This window comes from Variovorax trehalosi, assembly GCF_051216415.1.
Taxonomy (GTDB): domain Bacteria; phylum Pseudomonadota; class Gammaproteobacteria; order Burkholderiales; family Burkholderiaceae_C; genus Variovorax.
On sequence record NZ_JBPJZG010000001.1, the window covers coordinates 319,098 to 343,422 of the forward strand.

At 67.4% G+C, this 24,325-nt stretch carries 25 protein-coding genes; 9 read left to right on the forward strand and 16 right to left on the reverse strand.

Annotated elements, in window-relative coordinates:
- Nucleotide 1: 1 nt before the first annotated feature.
- Genes ACSFA7_RS01565 through ACSFA7_RS01590 form a run of 6 tightly spaced genes read right to left on the reverse strand, consistent with a single transcriptional unit; the run spans nucleotide 2 to nucleotide 6,666 of the window.
- The gene (locus ACSFA7_RS01565) at nucleotides 2-1,822 is read right to left on the reverse strand and encodes an AMP-dependent synthetase/ligase (protein ID WP_435497756.1); all 1,821 of its coding nucleotides are present in this window, start codon (nucleotides 1,820-1,822) and stop codon (nucleotides 2-4) included.
- Nucleotides 1,819-2,664: an ABC transporter ATP-binding protein gene (locus ACSFA7_RS01570; RefSeq protein WP_435497757.1), complete on the reverse strand. Its 846-nt coding sequence runs from the start codon at nucleotides 2,662-2,664 to the stop codon at nucleotides 1,819-1,821. Before ACSFA7_RS01570 ends, ACSFA7_RS01565 begins: the two co-directional genes overlap by 4 nt.
- A 3-nt stretch (nucleotides 2,665-2,667) precedes the next feature.
- Nucleotides 2,668-3,867, reverse strand: coding sequence for an ABC transporter substrate-binding protein (locus ACSFA7_RS01575; protein ID WP_435497758.1), 1,200 nt, complete (start codon nucleotides 3,865-3,867; stop codon nucleotides 2,668-2,670).
- A 23-nt stretch (nucleotides 3,868-3,890) separates the two neighbouring features.
- Nucleotides 3,891-4,928 (reverse strand): branched-chain amino acid ABC transporter permease, encoded by a 1,038-nt coding sequence (locus ACSFA7_RS01580; RefSeq protein ID WP_435497759.1) that lies wholly within the window; start codon nucleotides 4,926-4,928, stop codon nucleotides 3,891-3,893.
- Nucleotides 4,928-5,806, reverse strand: coding sequence for a branched-chain amino acid ABC transporter permease (locus tag ACSFA7_RS01585; RefSeq protein ID WP_435497760.1), 879 nt, complete (start codon nucleotides 5,804-5,806; stop codon nucleotides 4,928-4,930). Before ACSFA7_RS01585 ends, ACSFA7_RS01580 begins: the two co-directional genes overlap by 1 nt.
- On the reverse strand, nucleotides 5,806-6,666 hold the full coding sequence (locus ACSFA7_RS01590; protein ID WP_435497761.1) for an ABC transporter ATP-binding protein: 861 nt from the start codon (nucleotides 6,664-6,666) through the stop codon (nucleotides 5,806-5,808). Before ACSFA7_RS01590 ends, ACSFA7_RS01585 begins: the two co-directional genes overlap by 1 nt.
- A gap of 139 nt (nucleotides 6,667-6,805) precedes the next feature.
- Here ACSFA7_RS01590 and ACSFA7_RS01595 point away from each other — a divergent pair, with 139 nt between their 5' ends.
- The 3 genes from ACSFA7_RS01595 to arfB are packed head-to-tail and all read left to right on the forward strand — an operon-like array spanning nucleotide 6,806 to nucleotide 9,170.
- The gene (locus tag ACSFA7_RS01595; protein WP_435497762.1) at nucleotides 6,806-7,504 is read left to right on the forward strand and encodes a TetR/AcrR family transcriptional regulator; all 699 of its coding nucleotides are present in this window, start codon (nucleotides 6,806-6,808) and stop codon (nucleotides 7,502-7,504) included.
- Nucleotides 7,505-7,552: 48 nt separating this feature from the next.
- Entirely contained in the window at nucleotides 7,553-8,737 is a 1,185-nt protein-coding gene (locus ACSFA7_RS01600; protein WP_435497763.1) for an acetyl-CoA C-acyltransferase family protein, read from the forward strand.
- Nucleotides 8,738-8,762: 25 nt separating this feature from the next.
- Nucleotides 8,763-9,170: an alternative ribosome rescue aminoacyl-tRNA hydrolase ArfB gene (gene arfB, locus ACSFA7_RS01605; RefSeq protein ID WP_435497764.1), complete on the forward strand. Its 408-nt coding sequence runs from the start codon at nucleotides 8,763-8,765 to the stop codon at nucleotides 9,168-9,170.
- Here the strand turns inward: arfB and ACSFA7_RS01610 are convergent.
- A complete protein-coding gene (locus tag ACSFA7_RS01610; RefSeq protein WP_435497765.1) occupies nucleotides 9,139-9,666 on the reverse strand; it encodes a DUF2306 domain-containing protein in 528 nt (175 codons plus the stop codon). The two genes, arfB and ACSFA7_RS01610, sit on opposite strands and share 32 nt — an antisense overlap.
- A 107-nt stretch (nucleotides 9,667-9,773) precedes the next feature.
- Here ACSFA7_RS01610 and ACSFA7_RS01615 point away from each other — a divergent pair, with 107 nt between their 5' ends.
- A complete protein-coding gene (locus ACSFA7_RS01615) occupies nucleotides 9,774-10,352 on the forward strand; it encodes a DUF3299 domain-containing protein (protein ID WP_435497766.1) in 579 nt (192 codons plus the stop codon).
- 9 nt (nucleotides 10,353-10,361) lie between these two features.
- On the opposite strand, the gene ACSFA7_RS01620 is transcribed toward ACSFA7_RS01615, so the two are convergent.
- The 4 genes from ACSFA7_RS01620 to ACSFA7_RS01635 form a co-directional block, all read right to left on the reverse strand.
- A complete protein-coding gene (locus ACSFA7_RS01620) occupies nucleotides 10,362-11,255 on the reverse strand; it encodes a LysR substrate-binding domain-containing protein (protein ID WP_435497767.1) in 894 nt (297 codons plus the stop codon).
- Between the two features lie 10 nt (nucleotides 11,256-11,265).
- On the reverse strand, nucleotides 11,266-12,984 hold the full coding sequence (locus tag ACSFA7_RS01625) for a SulP family inorganic anion transporter (protein WP_435497768.1): 1,719 nt from the start codon (nucleotides 12,982-12,984) through the stop codon (nucleotides 11,266-11,268).
- An 82-nt stretch (nucleotides 12,985-13,066) separates the two neighbouring features.
- Nucleotides 13,067-13,504 (reverse strand): DUF2501 domain-containing protein, encoded by a 438-nt coding sequence (locus tag ACSFA7_RS01630; protein ID WP_435497769.1) that lies wholly within the window; start codon nucleotides 13,502-13,504, stop codon nucleotides 13,067-13,069.
- 94 nt (nucleotides 13,505-13,598) lie between these two features.
- On the reverse strand, nucleotides 13,599-14,951 hold the full coding sequence (locus tag ACSFA7_RS01635) for a M20/M25/M40 family metallo-hydrolase (RefSeq protein ID WP_435497770.1): 1,353 nt from the start codon (nucleotides 14,949-14,951) through the stop codon (nucleotides 13,599-13,601).
- A 129-nt stretch (nucleotides 14,952-15,080) separates the two neighbouring features.
- Between ACSFA7_RS01635 and ACSFA7_RS01640 the strand changes: the two genes are divergently transcribed.
- A complete protein-coding gene (locus ACSFA7_RS01640; protein WP_435497771.1) occupies nucleotides 15,081-15,989 on the forward strand; it encodes a LysR substrate-binding domain-containing protein in 909 nt (302 codons plus the stop codon).
- On the opposite strand, the gene ACSFA7_RS01645 is transcribed toward ACSFA7_RS01640, so the two are convergent.
- From ACSFA7_RS01645 to ACSFA7_RS01660, 4 genes are all read right to left on the reverse strand, one after another.
- The gene (locus ACSFA7_RS01645) at nucleotides 15,986-17,200 is read right to left on the reverse strand and encodes a beta-ketoacyl-[acyl-carrier-protein] synthase family protein (protein WP_435497772.1); all 1,215 of its coding nucleotides are present in this window, start codon (nucleotides 17,198-17,200) and stop codon (nucleotides 15,986-15,988) included. The genes ACSFA7_RS01640 and ACSFA7_RS01645 overlap by 4 nt on opposite strands.
- Nucleotides 17,197-17,439: an acyl carrier protein gene (locus ACSFA7_RS01650; protein ID WP_093434167.1), complete on the reverse strand. Its 243-nt coding sequence runs from the start codon at nucleotides 17,437-17,439 to the stop codon at nucleotides 17,197-17,199. The genes ACSFA7_RS01645 and ACSFA7_RS01650 overlap by 4 nt, the downstream gene beginning before the upstream one ends.
- A 96-nt stretch (nucleotides 17,440-17,535) precedes the next feature.
- A complete protein-coding gene (locus tag ACSFA7_RS01655) occupies nucleotides 17,536-18,246 on the reverse strand; it encodes a phosphatase PAP2 family protein (protein ID WP_435497773.1) in 711 nt (236 codons plus the stop codon).
- Between the two features lie 82 nt (nucleotides 18,247-18,328).
- Nucleotides 18,329-19,180 carry an AraC family transcriptional regulator gene (locus ACSFA7_RS01660; protein ID WP_435497774.1) on the reverse strand — a complete coding sequence of 284 codons (852 nt, stop codon included), beginning with the start codon at nucleotides 19,178-19,180 and terminating at the stop codon, nucleotides 18,329-18,331.
- Nucleotides 19,181-19,269: 89 nt separating this feature from the next.
- Between ACSFA7_RS01660 and ACSFA7_RS01665 the strand changes: the two genes are divergently transcribed.
- Nucleotides 19,270-20,520: an MFS transporter gene (locus ACSFA7_RS01665; RefSeq protein WP_435497775.1), complete on the forward strand. Its 1,251-nt coding sequence runs from the start codon at nucleotides 19,270-19,272 to the stop codon at nucleotides 20,518-20,520.
- Between the two features lie 62 nt (nucleotides 20,521-20,582).
- Nucleotides 20,583-21,332 (forward strand): sulfite exporter TauE/SafE family protein, encoded by a 750-nt coding sequence (locus tag ACSFA7_RS01670; protein ID WP_435497776.1) that lies wholly within the window; start codon nucleotides 20,583-20,585, stop codon nucleotides 21,330-21,332.
- 1 nt (nucleotide 21,333) lies between these two features.
- Here the strand turns inward: ACSFA7_RS01670 and ACSFA7_RS01675 are convergent, their stop codons facing one another.
- Complete coding sequence (locus ACSFA7_RS01675) at nucleotides 21,334-22,266, reverse strand: AEC family transporter (RefSeq protein WP_435497777.1); 933 nt, start codon at nucleotides 22,264-22,266, stop codon at nucleotides 21,334-21,336.
- Nucleotides 22,267-22,368: 102 nt separating this feature from the next.
- Here ACSFA7_RS01675 and ACSFA7_RS01680 point away from each other — a divergent pair, with 102 nt between their 5' ends.
- The gene (locus tag ACSFA7_RS01680; RefSeq protein ID WP_093434156.1) at nucleotides 22,369-23,343 is read left to right on the forward strand and encodes a tripartite tricarboxylate transporter substrate binding protein BugE; all 975 of its coding nucleotides are present in this window, start codon (nucleotides 22,369-22,371) and stop codon (nucleotides 23,341-23,343) included.
- Between the two features lie 67 nt (nucleotides 23,344-23,410).
- The gene (xerD, locus tag ACSFA7_RS01685) at nucleotides 23,411-24,322 is read left to right on the forward strand and encodes a site-specific tyrosine recombinase XerD (RefSeq protein ID WP_435497778.1); all 912 of its coding nucleotides are present in this window, start codon (nucleotides 23,411-23,413) and stop codon (nucleotides 24,320-24,322) included.
- Nucleotides 24,323-24,325: the final 3 nt, after the last annotated feature.

The following is a 24,325-nucleotide window of genomic DNA, read 5'->3' on the forward strand; positions in this document are numbered from 1 at the left end:
ATCAGGCGCTGTACAGCGCCTCGATCTCGCTGGCGTAGGTCTTGTAGATGCTGGAGCGCCGCACCTTCATGGTCGCGGTGACTTCACCGTCGTCATGGTCCAACTCTTTGGTGAGCAGATGAAAACGCCGGATCTGCGACACCTGCGCCAGTTTCTCGTTGCCTCGCGCAATTTCCGTCTCGATCAGCGCCCGCACCCGCGGCTCCTCCACCAGCGAGCGGAAATGGGTGAACGGAATGCGCTCGGCCTCGGCCCACTTGCCCACCGTTTCGTAGTCGATCTGCAGCAGCGCGCCGACGAACTTGCGGCCGTCCGCCACCACGATGCATTCCTTGATGAAGGGGCTGCCCTTCATGGTGTTCTCGATCTCGGACGGCGTGAGGTTCTTGCCGCCCGCGGTGATCATGATGTCCTTCAGGCGGTCGACGATGCGCAGTTGCCCGTCTTCCTCGCGCACCACGTCACCGGTGTAGAGCCACCCCTCGCGGATCGATGAGGCCGTGGCCTCGGGGTTCTTGTAGTAGCCCTCGAACACCATCTCGCCGCGCACCAGCAGCTCTCCCGCTTCGCCGACGCGGTGCTCGGTGCCCTGCGTGGGCGGGCCCACGGTGCCGATCTTCACCGCGTCGCTGCGGTGGCCGGCGATCATGCCGGTCGATTCCGTGAGACCGTACACCTCCACCAGCGGCACGCCCAGCGTGCGAAAGAAGCGCACCACGTCCGCCGGAATCGGCGCAGCGCCGGTGAGCGCGATGCGCGCGCGGCGCAGGCCGATGAAGTTCTGCAGCGCGCGCAGCACCGTCCAATAGGCCAGGGAAAAGCGGCAGCGTTCGGCCAGTGTCCACGTGTCACGCGGCTTCTCCGCCAATGGCGCGCAGGCGGCCATCGCCCGGTGGAACAGGGCACGCTGCACGCGCCCCGCCTCCTGCATCTTGATGCTGATGCCCGCATGCAGCTTCTCCCAGATGCGCGGCACGCCGAGGAACATCGTGGGCGCGACTTCGCGCAGGTCTTCCTGCACGGTGCGGATCGATTCGCCGAAGTTCACCTGCGAGCCCAGGTACACCGGCACGAAGGCCGTGAGCATCTGTTCGGCCACATGACACAGCGGCAGGTACGACAGGTGCGTGGTGTCGCCATCGAGCGCCAGCCGCTCGACGATGCCCGGCACCACGCCGCGGATGTTGCGGTACGAAATCACCGCGCCCTTGGGCTTGCCGGTGGAGCCCGAGGTGTAGATCATCAAGCCGGTGTCGGCGAGCGTCTGGCGCGCGAGCGCGGCATCGACGAGTACGGTGCCATCGCGTGCCTGCACTTCGCCACCGGCCTGCTCGACTTCCGCGAACGTCGCGATGAGCCCGCGCACTTCGGGCGGGTAGCTCGCGAGGCCCTTGGTCTCGATCACCACGATCTTGCGCAGGCGCGGCAGTTGCTCGATGGCGTCGAGCACCTTGTCGGTCTGCTCCTGGTCTTCGCAGACGATCACCTCGATGTCCGCATGACCGACCACATAGGCCACCTCGTTGCTCGGGCTGGTCGGGTAGACGCCGACGGTCACCGCGCCGATCAGCCCCGCGCCCATCTGCGAGAGCAGCCATTCGACGCGGTTCTCGGAGATCACCCCAAGGTGCCCGCCCGGCGCCAGGCCCATCGCATGCAGGCCGAGGCCGAAGTGCGTGGCGCGCCGCAGGTACCCGGCCCAGTCCAGCGGATGCCAGATGCCGAAGTCCTTCTGCCGTATCGCGATGCGCTGCGGCTGCGTGCGTGCCTGCTCGCGCAGCATCTGCGGTAATGTCAGCGAGGGAAGGGCGACATTGGTCATGACAGCCAGCGCTTGCGGCGCTTGTAGTGCTTGAGCGCGCGGAAGCTGCGCGACTCGCCGCTACCGCCCACGCCCAGGTAGAACTCGCGCACGTCGGGGTCGGCGGCTAGGCGCTCGGCGCTGCCGTCGATCACCACCTTGCCGCTTTCCATGATGTAGCCCGTGTGCGCGATGGCCAGCGCCACGCTCGCGTTCTGCTCCACCAGCAGCATCGAGGTGCCACGCTCGGCGTTGATGCGCGCAATGATCGTGAAGATGTCTTCCACCAGCTTGGGCGAGAGGCCCAGCGAGGGTTCGTCCAGCAGGATCAGCTTGGGCTGTGCGACCAGCGCGCGGCCGATGGCCAGCATCTGCTGCTCGCCGCCGGAGAGGTAGCCCGCAAGGCCCTTGCGGCGCTCGTGCAGGCGCGGGAAATAGGCGTACACGTCGTCGAAGTTGCGCGGCGGTGCGGCGCCTTCGCGCCCCGTGAGCGCATAGGTCGCGGCCACGAGGTTTTCTTCGACGGTAAGGTCTTCGAAGACACGCCGGCCTTCCATGACATGGCTCAGACCGCGACGCACCAGTTGCTGCGGCGCCAACTGCGCCGTGGGGGCGCCGTCGAAGATGATGCGGCCGGCCTCGACCTCGCCGTCCTCGAGCGCCAGCAGCCCCGACACCGCCTTCAACGTGGTCGACTTGCCCGCGCCGTTGCTCCCCAGCAGCGCAACGATCTGTCCGCGCGGCACGGCCAGCGACAGGCCGCGCAGCACCTGCACGACCTTGTTGTAGACCACCTCGATGTTGTTGACCTCGAGAACGAGGTCAGCCTTCTCGGGGGCAGGCGCAGCCGCGGGCAGGTTCATGGCTCAGTTCAGCGAGATCCAGTCCGACGCCGGCACCATCTTCTGGGCCTTCATGTCGGCCTTGTAGACACGCCCCACCGGAATCGAGTTGCCCTTGATCGTGATCGGCGTGCCGATGATCCCGCCCGTGTCGAAGTCCTTGATGGTGTTGAGCGAGGCCTTCAGGTTCTTGCCGTCCAGCGGCTTGCCCGCGTCGAGCGTGCGCCTGGCGGCCTCGGTGAACAGCATTGCCGTGAGAAAACCCTGCGTGTAGGCCGTGCTCTGGTACTCGGGGCGCAGCGCGCGGATCTTGTCGAGCATCGGCGACTTGGCGGAGGTGTCGTAGTAGTAGCGGTAGGGCATCACGCCCATGAAGCCGTCGGCACCTTCGCCCATCTTCATGACCGTGGAGCTGTCCATGGTCCAGAAGGTGCCCATCCACTTGCTGGTCATGCCCATCTGCTTGCCCTGCTGCACGAACTCCGGAATGGGCGCGAGGATGTAGCCGTGGAAGATGGTGTAGTCGGGCGCGGCACGGCGCAGCTTGATGACTTCGGTCGACACATCCACGCTGCCGGCCGGCGTCATGAGCTTCACCGGCACCGTGAGGCCGAGCTTCTTCGCGGCGGCTTCGCTGGCTTCGATGGGGTCGCGGCCGAATTCGGAATCGGAGTACACGAAGGCCACCTTCGCGCCCGGCTTCTCCTTGGCGATGTGGCGCAGCAGGATGCCGATCTGCTCGGTGTAGTCGGGGCCGACCAGGAACTGGTTCGGGTACTTGGCCGAGTCGTTGAGTTCCGTCGCGAAGGATGCGCCCGCCATCAGGATCTGGCCGCTGCGGTCCAGCTCGGGGTTGATGGTCTTGGAGAAACCGGTCGAGTCGCCGTAGTAGAGGTTGACCTTGTTCTGGCTCGTGATCTTCTTGAAGGCCGCGACCGACACGTCGACCTTGTAGCCCGTGTCTTCCGGCACGTAGCGCAGCTTCCGGCCCTTGATGCCGCCCGCGTCGTTGACGATCTTCACGTAGTCGGCAATGCCGGCGTTGATGCCGACGCCCGCGAAGGCGAACACGCCGGTCATCGGGATCGAGCCGCCGATGACGATGTCCTCGGTGCCTTGCGCGTTCGCGAACGGTACGGCGGCGGCGAGACCCGCGGCGATCAGCAGCGCACGGCGGTATTGGGAAAGCTTCGGTGTCTTCTGTGTCTTCGGTGTATTGGGCATGCTTGTCTCCTGTTGGAAGGGGCTCAGTTGCGGAACGGCCATAGATGGAAAAAGCGGCGTATGCGCCGCCACACTTCTGCGAGCCCGTGCGGCTCGAACACCAGAAATCCGACGATCAGCAGCCCGAACACGACGGTGCGCACGGGCGAGAGGAACACCGTCATCTCGACGCCGCCGGGCAGCAGGTCGACGATGAGCTTGAGCAGCTCGGGCACCATCGTCATGAACACCGCGCCGAAGATGCCGCCCAGGATCGTGCCCATGCCGCCGACGATGATGGCCGCGAGGAAGAAGATCGACATCAGCAGCGGAAAACTCTCGGGCGTGACCACGCGGAAGAAGTAGGCCCACAGCCCGCCCGCCACGCCCGCGTAGAACGACGAGAGCCCGAACGACAGCAGCTTGTAGCGCAGGAGCGGAATGCCCAGCACTTCGGCCGAGATGTCGCGGTCGCGGATCGCGATGAAGGCCCGGCCCACGCGGGTGCGAAACAGGTTGGCTGCGCCGAGCACCATCAGCAGCATGACCGGCACGATCACCCAGTAGAGGCGGAACGATGTATCGAGCGGCAGGCCGAAGAGCTGCGCAGGCGGCAGCGAAATGCCCGTGGTTCCGCCCGTGAGCTTGAGGTTGGCGAACAGGAAGTGCGTGATGAACGAGGCCGCAATGGTCGCGATGGCCAGGTACAGACCTTTCACGCGCAACGAGGGAATGCCGACGATCAACCCGCCGAGCATGGCGACCACGCCGCCCGCAACGATGTTCAGCAGGAAGGGCGTGCCGAGCCGCGTCTGCATGATCGCGACGGTGTAAGCGCCCAGGCCCATGAACGCTGCCTGCCCGAGGCTCACCAGGCCCGTGTAGCCGGTGAGGATGTTCAGGCCGGTGGCACTCGCCACGTTGATGGCCACGAGGCACGCGAGGTACAGCCAGTAGTCGCTGGCCATGAACGGAAACAGCACCAGCAGCGCCGCACCGACCATGAGCCACACCTTCTGGGTGCGCGAGTCGAACAGCGCCGCATCGGCGACATAGCTTTGCTTGAGGGTGCCGATGCGCATCAGAGTCTCTCGATCTCGTGCGTGCCGAACAGCCCATAGGGCCGCACCATCAGCACGAGCACCAGCACGATGAAGGTTGCGAGCAGCTTGTATTCGCCGCCGAGGTACGAACCCGCCAGCGCTTCCACCAGCCCGATGAAGACACCCCCGACCAGCGCACCGAGCACGCTGTCGAGGCCGCCGACGATCACCACCACCAGCACCGACAAGCCGAACACCCCCATCGACGACGAGATGCCGCCGATGGCGCCGACGATGATGCCGGCCACCGCGGCGATCATGGCCGAGGCCACCCACGCGAGCGAGAACACGCGCGGCACGTTGATGCCCATCGAATACGCCGCCGCCTGGTCCGAGGCTGTGGCCCGCAAGGCCACGCCGCCCCGCCAGAAGCGGAACAGCAGCAGCACCATGCCGATCAGCACCACGGCGATCAGCGCGCCGTAGGCGATCTTGGGCGCGAGGAATGCGTCGCCGACCATCACCGGCGCGTTCGGCAGGAACTCGGGCAGGCGACGCTGGTCGGCGGTCCAGATGATCTCGACCAGCCCCACGAGGATCGACGCGAGCCCCACCGTCACCATGAACACCGAGATCGGTGGCTCGCCGAGCAGCGGGCGGATCATCGTTCGCTCGATCACCGCGCCCAGAAGCCCTGTGCCGATCACCGAGCCCAGCACTGCGAGCCAGATCGGCAGCGAGAAGCTCGCGGCGAAGGTGAAGAACAGGTATGCGCCCACCATCAGCATTTCGCCGATGGCGATGTTGACCACGCGCGTGGCCTTGTAGACCAGCACGAAGGCGAGCGCGGCCAGTGCATAGAGCCCGCCGCCGGCGATGCCCGTGAGCGCGATCTCGAAGAGGTAGGCCCAATCCATCAGGCCACCCCCGCCGCGGTTTCGCCGCGCAGCCGCCGCCGCAGTTCGCCGACATCGCCCGCGCCCAGGTACGCGCGAATCACCTCGGGGTCGGCCTGCACCTGCGCCGGCGTGCCCTGTGCGATGACCTGGCCGAAGTTGAGCACCACCACATGGTCGGACAGGTCCATCACCATGCCCATGTCGTGCTCCACCATCAGCACCGTGATGCCCCACTCGCGCCGCACGTCGAGGATGAAGCGCGCCATGTCTTCCGTCTCCTCGCGGTTCATGCCGGCCACGGGCTCGTCGAGCATCAGCACCTTGGGCTGCATGGCGAGGGCGCGGGCCATCTCCACGCGCTTCTGCAGGCCGTAGGGCAGGGCGGCGACCGAGGCGTGGCGGATGTGGTCGATCTCCAGGAAGTCGATGATCCGTTCCTCCACGTCGCGCCGCAGCTCGGCCTCTTCGCGACGCGCACGGCCCAGGTAGAAGAGCGCGTCGAACACGTTGGTCTTCAGGTGCGCGTGGCGGCCGAGCTTGATGTTGTCGAGCACCGTCATGCCGCGGAACAGGGCGATGTTCTGGAAGCTGCGTGCGAGGCCCAGCGCTGCGCGCCTGGGTGCCGGCAGGCGGGTGATGTCCTCGCCCTCGAACAGCACGCGGCCCTCGGCCGGCTTGTAGAAGCCCGAGACGGTGTTGAAGAGCGATGTCTTGCCCGCACCGTTGGGGCCGATCACCGCGGTGATCGAGCCGGGCGCCACGCTGAAGCCCACATTGGTCAGTGCCTTCACGCCGCCGAAGGCGAGCGTCAATGCCTCCACCTGCAGCACGGGGGCGGCAGGGTTGGGAGAGGCGTCCCGCGAGGGCTCGTCAGGCATGGCTAAGAGGAGGGCGCTAGGGTCAGGGTTTGTGTCCAGGGGCAGGAAAGCTACTGGCCCGTAAAATTCCTACTGGCGGGTAATGTCACAGTTCGCCGCATCGCGCGGCATCCGGACTTTCCCCGCCCGCAGAAACCCGATGCCTCCCATGCCTCGCCAAGCCTCCTCCGCAGTTCGCCAGACCATCCCTTCCTCACCCTGGGAGCCCGCCGACAAGCGCGCGCAGCAGCGCGAGGTCAAGCGCAATGCCGTGCTGCAGACGGCTGCCCAGCTGTTCAACGAGCGCGGCTTCCATGCCACCTCGCTCGACGACATTGCCGAGCGGCTCAACGTGAGCAAGCCCACGCTCTATTACTACGTGGAGAGCAAGGACCAGATCCTGCTGGAGTGCGTGAAGATCGCGCTCGACCTGATGCAGGCCGGCATCGGCGAGGTGCGCGCCGCGGGCGGCAGCGCCATCGACCAGCTCAAGGCCTGCATGCGCATCTATTCGAGCGTGGTGACGCAGGACTTCGGCATGTGCGTGATCCGCATCGGCGAAGACCCGCTGCCTGCGCCGCTCAAGAAGGAACTGCGCCGCCTGAAGGCCGGCATCGACGGGCAGTTCCGCCGGCTCATCGAGGACGGCGTGGCCGAAGGCTCGCTTGCGCCCTGCGATCCGAAGATGGCGGCCTTCATGCTGGCCGGTGCGCTCAGTTGGATCGGCCGCTGGTACCGCCCCGACGGCGACCTCACGCCCGACCAGATCGCCGACCAGGGCATCGAGCTGCTGCTTAACGGCGTGCTGCACCGCCCGGCCGCGGTGCGCCGCAAGCCCGCCGCGGTGAAGCCCAAGTGACCGGCCGCTGCGCCTGAACCGATTTTTTCAATCCAGGAGATCCACACCATGACCTCACGCGACATCTTCGTGGTCGGCACCGCCCGCACCGCCATCGGCACCTTCGGCGGCGCGCTGAAGGACGTGCCCAACACCCAGCTGGCCACCACCGCCGTCAAGGCGGCCATCGAGCGCAGCGGCGTCGCCGCCGACGCCATCGGCCATGTGGTGATGGGCAACGTGATCCCCACCGACGTGAAGGACGCCTACCTGAGCCGCGTGGCCGCCATCGACGCGGGCTGCCCTATCGAGACGCCGGCCTTCAACGTCAACCGCCTCTGCGGCTCGGGCCTGCAGGCCATCGTGTCGGCGGCGCAGGCGATTGCGCTCGGCGACTGCGACATCGCCATCGGCGGCGGCTCCGAATCGATGAGCCGCGGCCCGTACTTCGACACCTCGGCGCGCTATGGCGCGCGCATGGGCGATGCGGTGCTGGTCGACTACATGCTGGGCATCCTGCACGACCCGTGGGAGAAGATCCACATGGGCATCACCGCGGAGAACGTGGCGGCGCGCTACGGCATCACGCGCGAGCAGATGGACGAACTGGCGGTCGCCAGCCAGCAGCGCGCGGCGGCTGCCATTGCCGCGGGTCGCTTCAAGGAACAGATCGTTCCGGTCGAGGTGAAGACGCGCAAGGGCGTCGTGCTGTTCGACACCGACGAGCACGTGCGCGCCGACACCACCGTCGACACGCTCTCGAAGATGAAGCCCGCATTCAAGAAGGACGGCCTCGTCACCGCCGGCAATGCCTCGGGCATCAACGACGGCGCCGCTGCCGTGGTGCTGGCCGAGGGCGGCCGCGTGAAGGCGCTGGGCCTGAAGCCGCTGGCGCGCCTTGTCGGCTACGCACACGCGGGCGTCGAGCCCGCGTACATGGGCATCGGCCCGGTGCCGGCCACGCGCAAGGTGCTGGAGCGCACCGGCCTGAAGGTTTCGGACTTCGACGTGATCGAGTCGAACGAAGCCTTCGCGGCGCAGGCCTGCGCGGTCATCAAGGAATTGGGTTTCGATCCGGCCAAGGTGAACCCGAACGGCTCGGGCATCTCGCTCGGCCATCCGGTGGGCGCGACCGGCGCGATCATCACGACCAAGGCGATTGCGGAGCTGCTCCGCACCGGCGGGCGCTATGCGCTGGTCACGATGTGCATCGGCGGCGGGCAGGGCATTGCCGCCGTCTTCGAACGCGCCTGAGCGCGTTCAGGGCACACTTGCCGGCATGCTGTGCCCACCCCTCCTGATCGATCCCGACGAAGTCGAGATCAGCGCCATCCGGGCGCAGGGCGCGGGCGGGCAGAACGTCAACAAGGTGTCCAGCGCGGTGCACCTGCGCTATGACATTCACGCAAGCTCATTGCCCGCCGATGTGAAGGAGCGGCTGCTCGCGCTGCGCGACAGCCGCATCACACAGGAAGGCGTCTTCGTGCTCAAGGCGCAGCAGCACCGCACGCAGGAGATGAACCGCGCCGACGCGCTCGCGCGCCTGCAGGCGGTGATCGACACCGTGGCCACGCCGCCGCGCGTGCGGCGCGCCACCAAGCCCACCTACGGTTCGAAGCAGCGCCGGCTCGAAGGCAAGAGCCAGCGCGCGCAGATCAAGAACCTGCGCGGGCCGGTGCGGGACTGACCCGCTTGTCGCCGCGCAGCCGCTTGATCTGCAGTGTCACGCCGACCAGGTACAGCGCGCCGAGCACGGCGGTGATCGCCTTGAGTTCGGGCGCCTCGGCGCTCGACAGCAGCGGCGCACCCATCGGCAGGCGGGTCAGGGTTTCGGTGAAGGCCGGAATCCAGTGGAAGAGAAAGCTGGCCGAATAGGCGATGGCCTCGATGTAGCGCGAGTTCTTGCCGAGGTTGCCCCGGCCGGCCAGTGCACCCACCGCGAGCGCGACCAGCGTGATGATGCCCAGCGCATGCGGCTTGCCGAAGCCGCCGTGCTGGAAGATGCCGAAGCCGGTGAGGCAGGTGAGCACCGTGGTCCAGACGAAGATCTGGCCCCATCCGGTGCGCAGGGTGATTTCCTTGTAGCGCAGCAGGGCGACGATCCCCGCGAAGACGGCGATCAGGCTGATCGCGGTGTGAACCAGGCCGAGGGACGTGAGTCCCAGCCATCCTGTAGCTGCCATGCGGATCTCCTCGAAATCGTGGTGTGGCATTCTGGCGCGTGGCCCGCCATTTGTGAAATTTGTCCCGCTTTACGCCTCTGAAACATCTCCCAAGCAAAATCGTGGTCATGAGAAGGTTCTTTCCGCCCGTCCTGCTGTCGGCATTTCTCCTGGTGCCGGCTGCTGCGCTGCTGGCCGGCTGCGGTCCGCAGGCCGTCGCGACAGGTGCCAGCATGGCCGCCGCTCCGGAGCTCAAGTGGGACGAGCTCATTCCCAAGAGCTGGGACCCCACCAAGCGCTATCGCAACATCAGTCTGGAGGCCCTGCGCGACAACGACCCGCGCGCGATCCAGATGCTCGATGAGATGCGCGCCGTCTGGGACAACGCGCCGGTCAACGTGGCGCTCGATGGCACGGCGGCCAAGCTCGCGGGTTTTGTGGTGCCGCTCGACAGCACCCAGGACGGCATCCGCGAATTCCTGCTGGTGCCGTATTTCGGCGCCTGCATCCACACCCCGCCGCCGCCCGCCAACCAGATCGTGCACGTGATCGCCGACCAGGCCTTCAAGGGATTGCACGCGATGGACACGGTCAAGGTCAGCGGCATCCTGAAGGCCGCGCGCTACGCCTCGGCGGACATGGGTGTGAGCGGGTACGAGATCAAGTCGGCGGCGGTGGAGCGGTTCGTCCCGGCCCAGCCGAAATAAGCGCTGGCATCAGGTCATGCGCTGCGACAGGAAATCCAGGAACGAAGTGATCCGCGCCGACAGCTGCGTGTTGCGGTAGTACACCGCATTCACCGGCTGGCGCACGTCCACCGTCTCCTTCGTCAGCACCTGCACCAGCGTGCCGCTCGCGCGGTCGGTGCCGGTCATGAAATCCGCAAGACACACGATGCCCGCGCCGGCAAGCGCGAGCTGGCGCAGCGTTTCGCCGCTCGATGCAGCCAGCGTGGGCACGATGGGCCATTCGTCGCCATGGATGCCGTTCTCGCCGCGCAGCGGCCAGCGGTTGAGCGATTCGGGCTGGGTGAAACCCAGCAGCGCGTGATCGGCAAGATCCGTCACCTTGCGCGGCTTGCCGTGCGCCTCCAGGTACGCCGGACTCGCAAGCACGCGCAGGCGGTGCGAGCCGAGCGGTCGCGCATGCAGCGTGGAGTCGCGCAGCGGCCCGATGCGGATCGCGATGTCGGTGCGGCGCTCCAGGAGGTCGATGGGCAGGTCGTCGGTGTCCAGCTCCAGGCTGATCTGCGGATAGAGCTTCCGAAACTCGGGCACCAGCGGCACGATGGCGTGCAGCATGAAGGGCGAGGCCGCGTTCACGCGCAGACGGCCGGCCGGCTGCTCGCGGCGCGCGGCCATCTGCTCCTCGGCATCGTCGATCGCATCGAGGATCGCGCGGGTGCGCTGCAGGAAGGCGGCGCCTTCCTCGGTGAGTTCGAGGCGCCGCGTGGTGCGGCGCATCAGCGTGGTGTCGAGCTTCTGTTCGAGCCGGCTGAGCGCGCGGCTGATGCCCGAGACCGTGTGCCCGAGCTGCTCGGCCGCGGCGGTGATCGAGCCGGTGTCCACCACCGTGCGGAACGCGACGAGTTCTTCGATGGTGGTTTTCATGGGGCCGTGCTCAGCCTGCGGTCTCGGCCTCTATGGGCACGTCGATGCGCGGCATCAGCGCGGCCAGCGCCTCGCCGTCGGTGCGGTAGCAAAAGAGCATCGGCCCCGGTGCGAGCAGGCCGGCGCGTTCGAGCACCTGCATCGCCGGCAGCTTCATGCCGCTCAGATGCAGGCGCACGCCCTTGGATTCCATCATCCGGCGGATCGAGCCGAACACTTCGGCGCCCGTGATGTCGATGCGGTTGATGGGCTGCGCGAAGAGGCACACATCGGTCAGCTCGGGACGCTCGGCCAGCGCCACGGTGAGCGCGCGTTCCAGCGTGGAGGCCGAGGCGAAGTCGAGCTCGGCGTCCATGCGCAGCGCATAGAGCTTCGGCGCGAGCGGCGGCAGCTTCCAGAGGTTGCGGTCGCGCAGGCTCCCGTCGGGATGCAGGCCCACTTCGATGATGCGTGGATGCAGGTGGCGGTACATGTAGTGCGCCATGCTCGCGAGCAGGCCGCCGAGCACGCCCCAATAGATGCTGGGCGCGGTCGCGATGGTCAGCACGAAGGTGCCGAAGGCGATGCCCGCCTCGATGCGCGAGACGCGCCACAGCGCCGTGAAGCTCGCGGGCTTTACCAGCCCGAGGATGGCCGTGACCACCACCGCCGCCAGCACCGCCTGCGGCACGTGGTACAGCAGCGGCATGAGCCACAGCAGCGCACCGGCCACCACCACCACGCTGAAGAGCGTTGCCCAGCCGGTCTGCGCGCCCGCATAGAGCGTGATGGCCGAGCGCGAGAATGACGAACTGGTCGGGAACGCGCCCGTGAAGCCCGAGGCCAGCTTGGCCAGGCCCTGGCCGATGAGGTCCTGGTTTTCGTTCCACAGCGTGCCGGCGCGTGCGTTGTCGACCTTGGCGCTGGAGGCGGTCTCCAGGAAGCTCACCAGCGTGATCATCAATGCGGGCAGCACCAGCGCGCTGAAGGTGCTCAGCGGCAACAGGCCGGGCCAATAGAAAGAGGGCAGGCCCGAAGGCAGGCTGCCGACCACCGCGCCGCCGCGCAGCGCGTAATTGATGCCCCAGCTGATGGCGGCCGCGCCGGCCACCAGCGCCATCGTGGTCGGAAAGCGCGGCATGAACCGCTTGCCCAGCCACAGCACCGCGATGCTGCCGAGGCCGAAGGCGATGGCCACGAGATCGGGCAGCGGCCCGCCCTGCAGCACCTGAGGAATCGTGCGCCCGGTAAAGCCCAGAAGCGAAGGCAGTTGCGAGATCGCGATCAGCACCGCCGCGCCCTGCGTGAAGCCGATCAGCACCGGTGAATTGACCAGCCGCAGCAGCCAGCCGAAGCGTCCCGCACCCAGCACGATCTGGATCGCGCCGGACATCAGCGTGAGCCACACCGCCATCGCCACCCACTCGGCGCTGCCCGCCACCGCGAGTGGCGCGAGCGAGGCGCCGACCAGGAGGCTGGTGAGCGCCGTCGGCCCGACCGACAGCCGCTGCGACGAACTGAACATCACCGCGATCAGCGCGGGGAACAGCGCCGCGTACACGCCGGTCACCAGTGGCATGCCGGCCAGCGCCGCATACGCCACGCCTTGCGGAATGACCATCAGCGCCACGGTGATGCCGGCCATCGCCTCGCTGCGGAGCAACGCCGCGGAAGGGCGGGGCCATGCAAGACAGGGAACCCAGCGCGCGAGGCGCTGGCGCAGGGAAGAGGGGGAGGCAGCCGGAGTCATGAAGTCGTTACGGGCGCACGGGGAGAAACAGGCAAGCACATGCGCGGTGCGCCGCGCGGGGGCAAGACGGGACGCTATCGGGTCAGATCAGTGAAGTGGCGTTCTTCAGGACGTAGTCGCACGCCTTTTCCTTCACCTTGGACGACAGGATCTTCATGTTGAGCGTCTTGCCGTCGCCGCCCTTCAGCAAACCCTTCGCGCCGCTTTCGAAGTTTTTTTCCTGCTGCTTCTGGCCGGTGATCTTGGCCAGCAGCTTGTCTTTCACCGAGGCCGCATCGCCGCCGAGGTAGTTGTTCTTCACGCAGTACTGCAGCACGCCGGCGGCACTGCCGATGGTGCTGGAGCCGATCGCGGGCATCTTGAAGCCGAGGTTGCCGAGCGCGGAACTGGTGGAGTTGCCGCTCTGCGAACTGGCGGCCGCGCCGGCCTTTTCCTTCAGTTGGTCGAGCAGGTCGTTGGCCTGCGCCGAGGCGCCTGCGGCGAGCAGGGCCAGGGCAATGAGTGTGGAGCGAGCATGCATGGTGGTCTCCTTGGAACGCAATGGGGGGAGAAGCGCCCATCAGCATACCGGAGAGTCCCCGTCATTTCCGGGGGCATGGATCCCGAGGCTCGTCCTAGTTCTTGCGGGGAGCGCGCTTCTCCAGAAGCGGCTCGCTCGTGCCCTGCACGCCGACCAGCCCCAGCACCGTGATGAGCGAGTTCTGCGCACCCTTCCAGCCATCGGTCACGTCGATCCATTCCGACAGCGCGTGGAAGCCCCCCGTCTTGCCGCCGGCGCCGATGATGATGGCCGGGATGCCCAGCGACATCGGTACGTTGGCGTCGGTGCTTGCGCCCGTCAGCAGGGTCTTGTGGCCGAAGGCGCTGTTCGCGCGCGTGGCGGCCTCGACGATCACCGTGTCCGACTGCGTGCGGCCGCCCGGCCGGTCGCCGATCAGCTTGCGGCTCGCGCTCAGCGTGGTCACGTTCCAGCGCTTGTTCTCTTCCTCGACGGCTTCGTCGATGGCCGCGAGGATCTTTTTCTCGGTCTCCAGCAGCGGTGCCATTTCGTCGGAACGGATGTCGATGGCCATGCGCGCATCGGGCGCGATGGTGTTCACCGAGGTGCCGCCACCCACCGTGCCGACGGTGAAGGTGGTCTTCGGGAACGTGGGCGTGCGGACTTCGGCGATCTTGGCGATCGCGCGGCCCATGCCGTGGATCGCGCTGGGCACCTGGCCGAAGGCACCGAAACTGTGGCCGCCGGGGCCCTTGAAGGTGACCTCGTAGCGATGGCTGCCTGTGCCCAGCATCAGCACCGTGCCATCCGGTGCCGGTTCAAGGCCGACCATGCCGTCGATGTCCAGGTTGTCGCGAAAGATCGCCTTGATGCCGCGCAGGTTGCCCAGCTCTTCCTCGCCGACGTTGCCGACGATCAGGAGGTCGCCCACGGTCTGGATCTTGTTGTCGTTGAGCACCTTGAGCCACGACAGCAGGACGGCGAGGCCGCGCGTGTCGTCGGAGATGCCGGGGGCGTAGAGCTTGCCGTCGCGCTCCTTCACCTTCACGTCGGTGCCGGCCGGGAACACGGTGTCCAGATGCGCGGAGATCAGGAGCTTGGGGCCATTGCCCGTGCCTTTGCGCAGCCCGACCACATTGCCCTCTGCGTCGATCTTCGCGTCGGTGAGACCGAGCGCCTTCATGCGCGCGAGGAAGGCTTCGGCGCGCTTCTGCTCCTTGAACGGGGGCGCTTCGATCTCCGTGAGCATCTTCAGGTCTTCGACCGAGCGCTCGTGGTCGGCCTTCACCGCATCGAGCAGCTTCTGGATCGTGGGTGCCGCCATCAACTGCGTGTAGGCCTTGTCGATCTCGGGCCGGACCTGCGCGGGCGTGGCCGCGACGGCGGTGTTCTGGGCCTGGGCGAGCCCGGCGGTGCAGGCGAGGGCGAGGACGATCGGGGCAAGGCGGAATGACGCGGAGCGAGGCATGGCGGTGGGTTGTCCTTGAAGGTGAAGAGGGCGCGGCCGGCGCGGCGCCGTCAGCAATTCTTAGGGGCAAGTGAGCCGCCCGCTCTGGTTTAATCTTTGGCCTTGTCAGTTTTTCTTACGAACCCCGCCATGCGCCGCCACATTCCGAGCACCCGAGCGCTCTTGATCTTCGATGCGGTGGCCCGCCACCATGGCGTCGGCAAGGCGGCCGAGGAGTTATGCCTCACGCACAGCGCGGTGAGCCAGCAATTGCGGCTCCTCGAATCGCAAATCGGCGTGCGGCTGGTGCAGCGCACCGCGCGCGGCACCGAGCTCACCGACGCCGGGCGCCGCTACCACGGCCAGATCGCGGGCGACCTGATGCGGCTGCAGAACCACACGCTCGAAGCGATGGCGCAGCGCGTCGACGGCCTGCGCCTGATCGTGGGCGCGGTGCCTGTGTTGGCGGAGGGCTGGCTCACGCCGCTGCTGCCCCAATTCATCGCGCGGCATCCCGGATGCAGTCTGCACCTGCAGGTGTTTCCCACCGATCTCTACATGGCCGACATGCCGTTCGACGTGGGCGTGCAGTACGACGACGCCGTATGGCCCGGTGCCGATGCGCGGCCGCTGATGGGCGAGTTCTGCGTGGCGGTGTGTTCGCCGCACGCGAAGGGCCGGTCCGCGATGGCGCGCGGCGATTTCCGCGCTGCGCCGCTGCTCCAGCTGCGCACGCGCATGGGCGCGTGGGAGGAATGGTTCGCGCAGACGCCGCATGCGCAGCCGCCCGAGAGCCTGGTGGCGGGGCACCGCTTCGATCTGTTCTCGTCGCTGGTCGCTGCGGTGCGCGCGGATCTCGGCGTGGGGCTGGTGCCGCTGTACTACGTGGAGCGTGAACTGCGTTCGGGTGAACTGTTGCTCGCGTGTGCGCACCGGGCGCCGTCGAGCCGCGGCTACAGCGTGTTCATGGCGCCGAACCGGACAGCCGATCCGTTGGCGGAGGCTTTCGTCGCGTGGCTCTGCGAGGCGGGGGCCGCGTCGCAGCCGGTACAGGCTTAATCAGCGCGACGGAAAAGCAGCACCGAGTTCGTGCCGCCGAAGGCGAAGGAATTGCTCATCGCCGCTTCGAGCGCCGGTGCCGCGCTGTCGTCCTGCGTCACGAGGTTCATGCGGCAGGCCGGATCGATCTCGCTGCAGTTCGCATTGGGCGGCAGTTGCCGACGATGCAGCGCGAGCACCGTGATGAGCGCCTCGATGGCGCCCGCCGCGCCGAGCATGTGGCCGTGCAGCGCCTTGGTGGAACTTACGCGCAGGCTGTCGAAATCGTCGCCCCATACCTCGGCCAGCGCATTGCGCTCGACCACGTCGCCGATGCGCGTGGCCGTGCCGTGCGCGTTGCAGTAGCCCACGTCGCGCGGTTGCAGGCCGGCCTGCCGCAACGCCTGGCGCAATGCGCGCGCCTGGCCGGGTGCGTCGGGCTTGGTGAGATGGGTGGCATCGCTGCTCAAACCCCAGCCGGCCAGCGTGGCGTAGCTGCGGGCACCGCGGTGGCGTGCGCGCCCGGCGGATTCGAGCATCAGGAAGGCCGCACCTTCGCCGAGCGCGAAGCCGCTGCGGTCGCTCGCGAACGGCCGCACCGCGCCGGCCGCTTCGCCGGACTGGAAGGTGGCCAGCGTCTGCATGGCCTGCCAGGCCAGCACCACGCCCGGCACGATCAACGCCTCGCTGCCGCCGGCAATGGCGATGTCGACCTCGCCGCGCTGGATGGCCTTGGCGGCTTCGGCGATGGCCACCGACGACGAGGCGCAGGCAACCGAGTAGGTGAGCACCGGGCCGAGCACACCGTTGCGCATTGCCACGTGGGCTGCGGGCGCGTTGGGCATGAAGGCTGGAATGGTGAGCGGCGACACGCGACCGTTGCCGCGGTAGGCGGCCTCGAGCGCGGCGGCGCCGCCCATGCCACAGCCGGCGTACACGCCGACGCGTTCGAGGTCGGCATCGGCCAGGGGCTGGTTCGCATCGCGCAGCGCAAGGTCGGCCGCGGCCACGGCGAGCTGGCTGACGCGGTCGACGCCGGCGAGCTGGAGCTTGGTGAACCAGCGCGTCTCGTCGAACGCCACCGTGGCGGCGGCGGCCGGCTTGGGCAGTTCAGGGAAAACGGGCTGGATGGCCGAGCGGCCCTGCAGCAGCGCCTGGAACAGCGCGCCGGGCTCGTTGCCGTGGGGCGCCATGACGCCCAACCCGGTGACGGCAACCTCGTGGTGGTTCACGCGACCTTCGCGGCCCGGACCTTGTCGACCAGTTGCGCGAGCTCGGCCAGGGTGTCGATGCTCGCGTCCTCGTCGGGCATGGTGATGCCGAAGTGGTCTTCGATGGCAAAGAGGAATTCGGCCAGCGCCAGCGAATCGAGACCGCCGGTTTCGCGCATCGAGGCGTTGGGGTCGAGTTTCGACGGCTCGATGCCGTACTTCTCGTGAATCAGGTCCTGCAATTCCTTCAGCGAACTCATCGTGCGATGCCTGTCGTCTTGTGCCGCCGTTGATCGATTGCAGCCCTTGCGGGGTGCGCCATTGGATCGATCCCTTCCTCGCTCGGCCTGTGTTGGTCAGTGATGACCAATGATATCCGCTCCGACCGGAGGGGAATCCCCTCGCAAACGCCTGCCCGGCCGCCAGCGCAGCGACGGCAGTGCGAACGCCACGCCGAGCAGCGCGCCCGCCACCACGTCCAGCACCACGTGCTGCTTGACGGCCAGCGTCGAATAGGCGATGGCGGCGAACCATGTCCAGTTGACGATGCGCAACACGATCGGCGTGCGGGCCTGCCGCAGCAGGTGCTCGATCCAGAGGGCTGTGAAGATCGCGACGGCCACATGCATCGACGGGCAGGCGTTGCCCGCCGCGTCCACGCCCTGCAGCATCGCGAAACCGGGATAGCCCGAGACGTCCAGGGCCAAAGGCGGTATCTGGGTCGGCCAGAAGTAGAAGAGGGCCAGGCCGGTGAGGCACAGCGCGCCGATCCACAGCCCGTAGACCACCAGCTCGCGGAAGGTGAGCTGCAGCCCCGGCGCAAGGCCGACGTAGACCCAGAGCGAGAGGTACGCGCCCAGCGTGTAGGGCTGGAACGGAATCAGGTGGTCCAGCGCCGTGAGCGGCATCACCGCGACCGGGAAGGAGGGGTTGCGCAGCAGATGGAAGTAGCCGATGAAGAACAGCCAGGTGAAGGCCGTGGTCCCGACCGCCTTCAAGAAGAAATGGCGGCGAATGCGCAGGCCGATGTCGGCGGTCCAGGTCTGCGGTCGGGGAGGCGGTGCCATGGGCAAGTCGATGGAGGGTCCGTGGTTCTTCGGGCTCGCCGATCTTGCCAGAGCGTCGTGAAGGCCCCGCGCGCCGAATGGTTCATGCAGACACAGCCGAGCGCTTCTTGTGCTGAAACGAAGTCGGCGAGCGCCCCGTGGCGGCCTTGAACATCGCGCAGAACGCGCTGTCGGTGGCGTACCCGCTGGCCGCCGCCACCTGGCTCACCGCCATGCCGCGCGCGAGCAGCGGCAGCGCATGCGCCATCACCGCCTGCTGGCGCCATTGCTGCCAGCTCATGCCGAGCTGGTCGCGGAACAGTCGCGCCACCGTGCGCTCGCTGGCGCCGATGGTGGCCGCACGCTCGGCCAGCGTGGAGCGGTCGGCCGGGTTGCGCAGCAGCGCCTCGCAGAGCTGGCGCAGGCGCTTGTCGGTGGGCAGCGGCACGTCGATGCGGATCTGCGTGGCGCGCTCGATCTCGTCCACCAGCAGCGGCGCGATCATGCGTTCGCGCTGCGGCGCCTGCGGGTCGGTGGGCGGCAGGCCGTCGGGCGTGGTGTCGAGCGCGAGCATCAGGGCGCGCATCAGCGGGCTGATCTCGAGCACCTCGCATTTCTCCCAGGCCGGCGCGAGCCAGGCGTGCAGGTAGATGGTGCGCAGCTCGGCGTCCTCGATCAGCATGATGCTGTGCGGCATGTTGGCCGGCACCCAGAGTGCACGCGAGGGCGGCACGATGTAGCTACCGTCCTCGGTGCTCAGGCGGATCACGCCGCGCGTGGAGAAGGTGAGCTGCGGCCACGGATGCTGGTGCAGCTCGACGAAGGTGTCGGCGCTCAGGAAATGCTCCTTGGCGCGCAGCGGGCGCACCGCGTCGGGGGCGTAGAGGTGCGGCGTGAGCGAGGCGACGCTGGTGACCGGAGAAGGATGGAAAGCGGTGGAGGAGGCGCGTGGCATAGTTTCGACAAATGTTGTCGCTGTATCGCCATTCTGCCGCGCCTCGGGGGCATAGCATCGGTCCCTGCCCCGGTTTTTTGTAGCAATCCATGTCTTCCCACGCGACCACCACACCCCCTGCCACCACCTTGCGCTCCGACGCGCAACTCATCGGCCTCGTCGGCCTGGCCCACGCGATCAGCCACTTCAGCCAGCTCATCCTGGCGCCGCTGTTCCCGTGGCTGAAGGACGCGTTCAACGTGAGCTATACCGAGCTGGGCGCCGTGCTCACGGTGTTCTTCGTGGTCTCGTGCATCGTGCAGGCGGCCTCTGGCTTCATCGTCGACAAGCTGGGCCCGCGCCCGGTGCTGTTCGTGGGCCTCGGCGCGCTGGGGCTCGCCGCCTTCGGCTATGCGATGGCGCAGAGCTACTGGATGCTGCTGGTGTGCGCCGTGGTCGGCGGTATTGGCAACGGCGTGTTCCACCCGGTGGACTACACCCTCTTCAACCGCAAGGTCGCGCCGACGCGCCTGGGCCATGCTTACAGCGTGCACGGCATCACCGGGAGCCTCGGCTGGGCGCTGGCGCCGGCCTTCGTGGTGCCGATTGCCATTGCCTTCTCGTGGCGCGTGGCGCTGGCTTCGGCGGGTGTGCTGGCCATCGCCGTGTTGCTGGTGCTGTGGATCTACCGCAGCGTGCTGTCGCTCGATGTCGCAGCCGTGCACAAGGCCACGGGGCAGGGCGAGCCCGCGCCGGTGGGTGGCGAGTTCGACTTCCTGCGCATCCCGGCTGTGTGGATGTGCTTCGGTTTCTTCTTCTTCTATGCCGCGGTCATCAGCGTGGTGCAGACCTTCGCGCCTGTGGCCGCGGGCCATCTGCATGCGGTGCCGGTGGCGCTGGTGGCGGTGTGCCTCACGGTCTACATGGTGGCGAGCGCGGCCGGCATGGTGGTGGGCGGTTTCCTTGCTTCCGATCCGTCGCGTTGCGAGCGCATCGTGGGCGCGGGCTTCGGCATCGCGGCCGCGCTGGCGCTGGTGCTGGCCTTCGCGCAGTTCCCGCCGATCCTCGTGCCGGTGCTGTTCGGCGCGATGGGTTTCTTCTCGGGCGTGGCCGGGCCGTCGCGCGACCTGCTGGTCAAGCGCTCGACGCCGCCCAATGCGACCGGCCGCGTCTACGGCGTGGTGTACGCGGGGCTCGACATCGGCCAGGCGCTCGCCCCGCTGGTGTTCGGCCGCCTGATGGACCACGGCCAGTACACGAGCGTGATCGTCGGCCTGGCGCTGGTGCAGGGCGTGCTGATCGCGAGCGCGTTCAACGTGACGCGGGTGCGCCGTACGGCGCTGGTGCCGGCTTCGGCCTGACCCTCTCGAGCCCGTCCTCGGACTGAGGCGGGCACGGTGTGGCGGCTTCTATCATCGGCCGCATGCAAGCCTTGTATGTCTATGTGATCGTCGGCGCCGTGCTGGCGGGTTTCGTGCAGGGCCTGTCGGGCTTTGCGTTCGGGTTGGTCGCGATGTCGGTCTGGGCCTGGACGCTGGAGCCCCAATTGGCCGCTGTGCTCGCGCTGTTCGGTGCGCTGACGGGGCAGGTGATCGCGGCCGTCACGGTGCGACGCACTTTCGACAAATCCTTGCTGTGGCCGTTCGTGCTCGGCGGCCTGGTCGGCGTGCCATTCGGTGTGTGGCTGCTGCCGCATCTGGATCTCGTGGTCTTCAAGGTGTGCCTGGGCACGCTGCTGGTGCTGTGGTGCCCGGCGATGCTGATGTCGCAACACCTGCCGAAGATCACTTTCGGTGGCCGCGTGGCGGATGGCATCGTTGGCACCATCGGCGGGGCGATGGCGGGTATCGGGGGCTTCTCGGGGACCATTCCCACGCTCTGGTGCACGTTGCGCGGCTTCCAGCGCGACACGCAACGTGCGGTGATCCAGAACTTCAATCTCTCGATGTTGTTGGTGGCGTTCGCGATTCACCTCGCCAGCGGCAGCATCGTCGCCTCGATGGTGCCGCTGCTGGGGCTGGTCGCGCTGGCGGTTGCGGTGCCGGTGCTGCTGGGCGCGAGGCTTTATATCGGCATCAGCGAGACGGCGTTTCGCAAGCTTGTGCTGAGTTTGCTCACCGCATCGGGCGTGGCGATGCTGGCGTCGGCAGTGCCGACGTGGATGCAGCGCTGAACTATCGCGGCAACGCCAACGCGAACGGCAAACTCGCAACGCCCAGCACCGTCGACAGCGTCACCAGCCCCGCCACATACGGCCCGTTGTAGCCCATGCGCGCCGCGAGCACATAGGCGCTCGATGCCGTCGGCACCGCCGAGAACGCCATCAGCACCGACGCCTGCACGCCGTCGAGCCGCAGCGCCCGCGCCAGGCCCCATGCGACCAGCGGAAGGATCAGGTGCCTTATCGCCAGCACCGACACCGCCAGAACCTTGCCGCGCCCCAATGTCGCGAACTGCATCCCCGCGCCCGCGGCCAGCAGGCCCAGCGCGAGCGAGGCGGCGCCGATGCGCGTGAGCGTCGGCGTGAGCCAGCTCGGCACGGTGAATCCCAGCACGTTCGCCAGCAGCCCGGCCACCGTGGCCACGATCAGCGGGTTGCGCACCAGCTGCCGCACGAAGCCGGTCTGCGCATGCCGCGTCATCGGCCACACTGCCGCGATGTTGAACATCGGCACGCACACGCCGATCAGCACCGCGATGAGCAAGAGGCCCTCGGGGCCCGCGAGCCGGTCGGCCAGCGCGAGGCAGATGAAGGAGTTGAAGCGGAACGCGACCTGCGCGCTGGCGGCATGGTCGCGCCGGTCGATGTGCGGGCCGATGCCCGGCACGAAGGGCAGGGCGTAGGCCAGCGCGATGCCGCACAGGCCGATGCCGACGCCTGCAGTCAGCAGGCTCGAGGTGGCACCAAAATCGAGCGGGCTGCGTACGATCGAATGGAACAGCAGCACCGGAAAGAGGAAGTAGTAGACGAGGCTTTCGACCTGGTCCCACACGCGGCGGTCTAGCGCGGTGTAGCGGCACAGGAGCCAGCCGATGGCGATGAGGGAAAAGTCGGGGAAGAGCAGCTGCGCGTAGTTCACGTTTCGAGCATAAACCGCACGGACCATGGGTAATCCAGAGCATGGGGAGGACCCTGGAGCCGCTAGCATCCGGGCTTCGCTTTTTTCGACATCTGTCAGTCAGAGTCAGTCAAATCAAGGAGTTATTCGATGCAACGTCGTCAATGGAGCGCCCTGATGGGGGCAGTCGCCCTGGCCGCAGTCGCGGGCCAGAGCTTTGCACAGGGCTATCCCACCAAGCCGGTCGAACTGAGCGTGCCGTTCGCTCCGGGTGGCACGACGGACATCGTGGCCCGCGTGATCTCCGATCCGCTGGGCAAGATCCTGGGCCAGCCGGTGGTGGTGATCAACCGTGCCGGCGGCGGCGGCATCGTCGGCGCGGCCGAAACCGCACGCGCCACGCCCGATGGCTACAAGCTCGGCGTGGCCACCGTTTCGAGCACGGCCGCCAACCCGGCCATCAACCCGAAGACGCCGTACGACCCGATCAACGACTTCACGCCGATCACCAACATCGCGGCCACGCCGAACATCATTGCGGTGAACCCGAGCTTCCCGGCCAAGAACTACGCCGAGTTCGTGGCCGAGCTGAAGAAGAACCCCGGCAAGTATTCGTACGCCTCGTCGGGCACCGGCGGCATCGGCCACCTGCTGATGGAGCTCTACAAGAGCCTCACCAACACCTTCGTCACGCACATTCCCTACCGCGGCGCGGGCCCGGCGTTGAACGATGTGGTGGCCGGCCAGGTGCCGATCATGTTCGACAACATCCCCTCGGCCATGCCCTTCATCACCAGCGGCCGGCTGATCCCGATCGTGGTGTCGGCGCCCCAGCGCCTGGCTGCGCTGCCGAACGTGCCGACGTTCAAGGAAGTGGGTCTCGAGCCGGTGAACCGCATGGCCTACTACGGCATCCTCGGCCCCAAGGGTCTGCCCAAGGAAGTGGTCGACAAGGTCGCCGCCGGCGTGAAGAAGGCGGTGGAAGATCCGGCCGTGAAGAAGCGCATCGAGGACACCGGCTCGCTGATCGTGGCCAACACGCCCGAGCAATTCGCAGCGCAGATCAAGGCCGAATACGAGGTCTACAAGCAGGTCGTGAAGAAGCAGAACCTGAAGCTCGACTGATCCGCTTCTGCCCCACGAAAGCCGCCCGCACCCCGGGCGGCTTTTTCTTTTTGTTATCTTGCACCGCATGACCGAGGCCGCTGCCGCACCCACCCCCGAAATCGACGAGTTCATCGACGCCCTCTGGCTCGAGGATGGCCTCTCGAAGAACACGCTGGCCGCGTACCGTCGCGACCTCGCGTTGTTCTCGCAGTGGCTCGGCAAGCAGCGCAGTGGCGTCGCGCTCGATACCGCGCAGGAGAGCGACGTGCAGGCTTACATGGGTGTGCGCCTTTCGACCAAGGGCAAGGCCACCTCGGCCAACCGGCGGCTCACGGTGTTCAAGCGCTACTACCGCTGGGCGCTGCGCGAGCGCCGCATCACGGCCGACCCGACGATCCGGCTCGCACCCGCACGGCAGATGCCGCGCGCCATCAAGACGCTGTCGGAGAAACAGGTCGACGACCTGCTGGCCGCGCCCGACGTCGAGACGCCTTTGGGCCTGCGCGACCGCGCGATGCTCGAAGTGATGTATGCGAGTGGCCTGCGCGTGAGCGAGCTGGTGGCGCTCAAGGTCATCGACATGAGCCTGAACGACGGCGTGTTGCGCGTGCTCGGCAAGGGCAACAAGGAGCGCCTCGTGCCCTTCGGCGGCGAGGCGCGGCGCTGGATCGAGCGCTACCTCGAGGAGTCGCGCCCCGCCATCCTCGACGGCCAGCAGACGCCCGATCTCTTCGTGACCGCGCGCGGTGCCGGCATGACGCGCGTGATGTTCTGGATCATCGTGAAGAAGCAGGCCACGGCCGCGGGCATCCATGTGCCGCTGTCGCCGCACACGTTGCGGCATGCCTTCGCCACGCACCTGTTGAACCATGGCGTGGACCTGCGCGCGGTGCAACTGCTGCTCGGCCATGCCGACATCTCGACGACCACCATCTACACGCATGTGGCGCGCGAGCGCCTGAAGCAACTGCACGCGGCGCACCATCCGCGCGGCTGAACC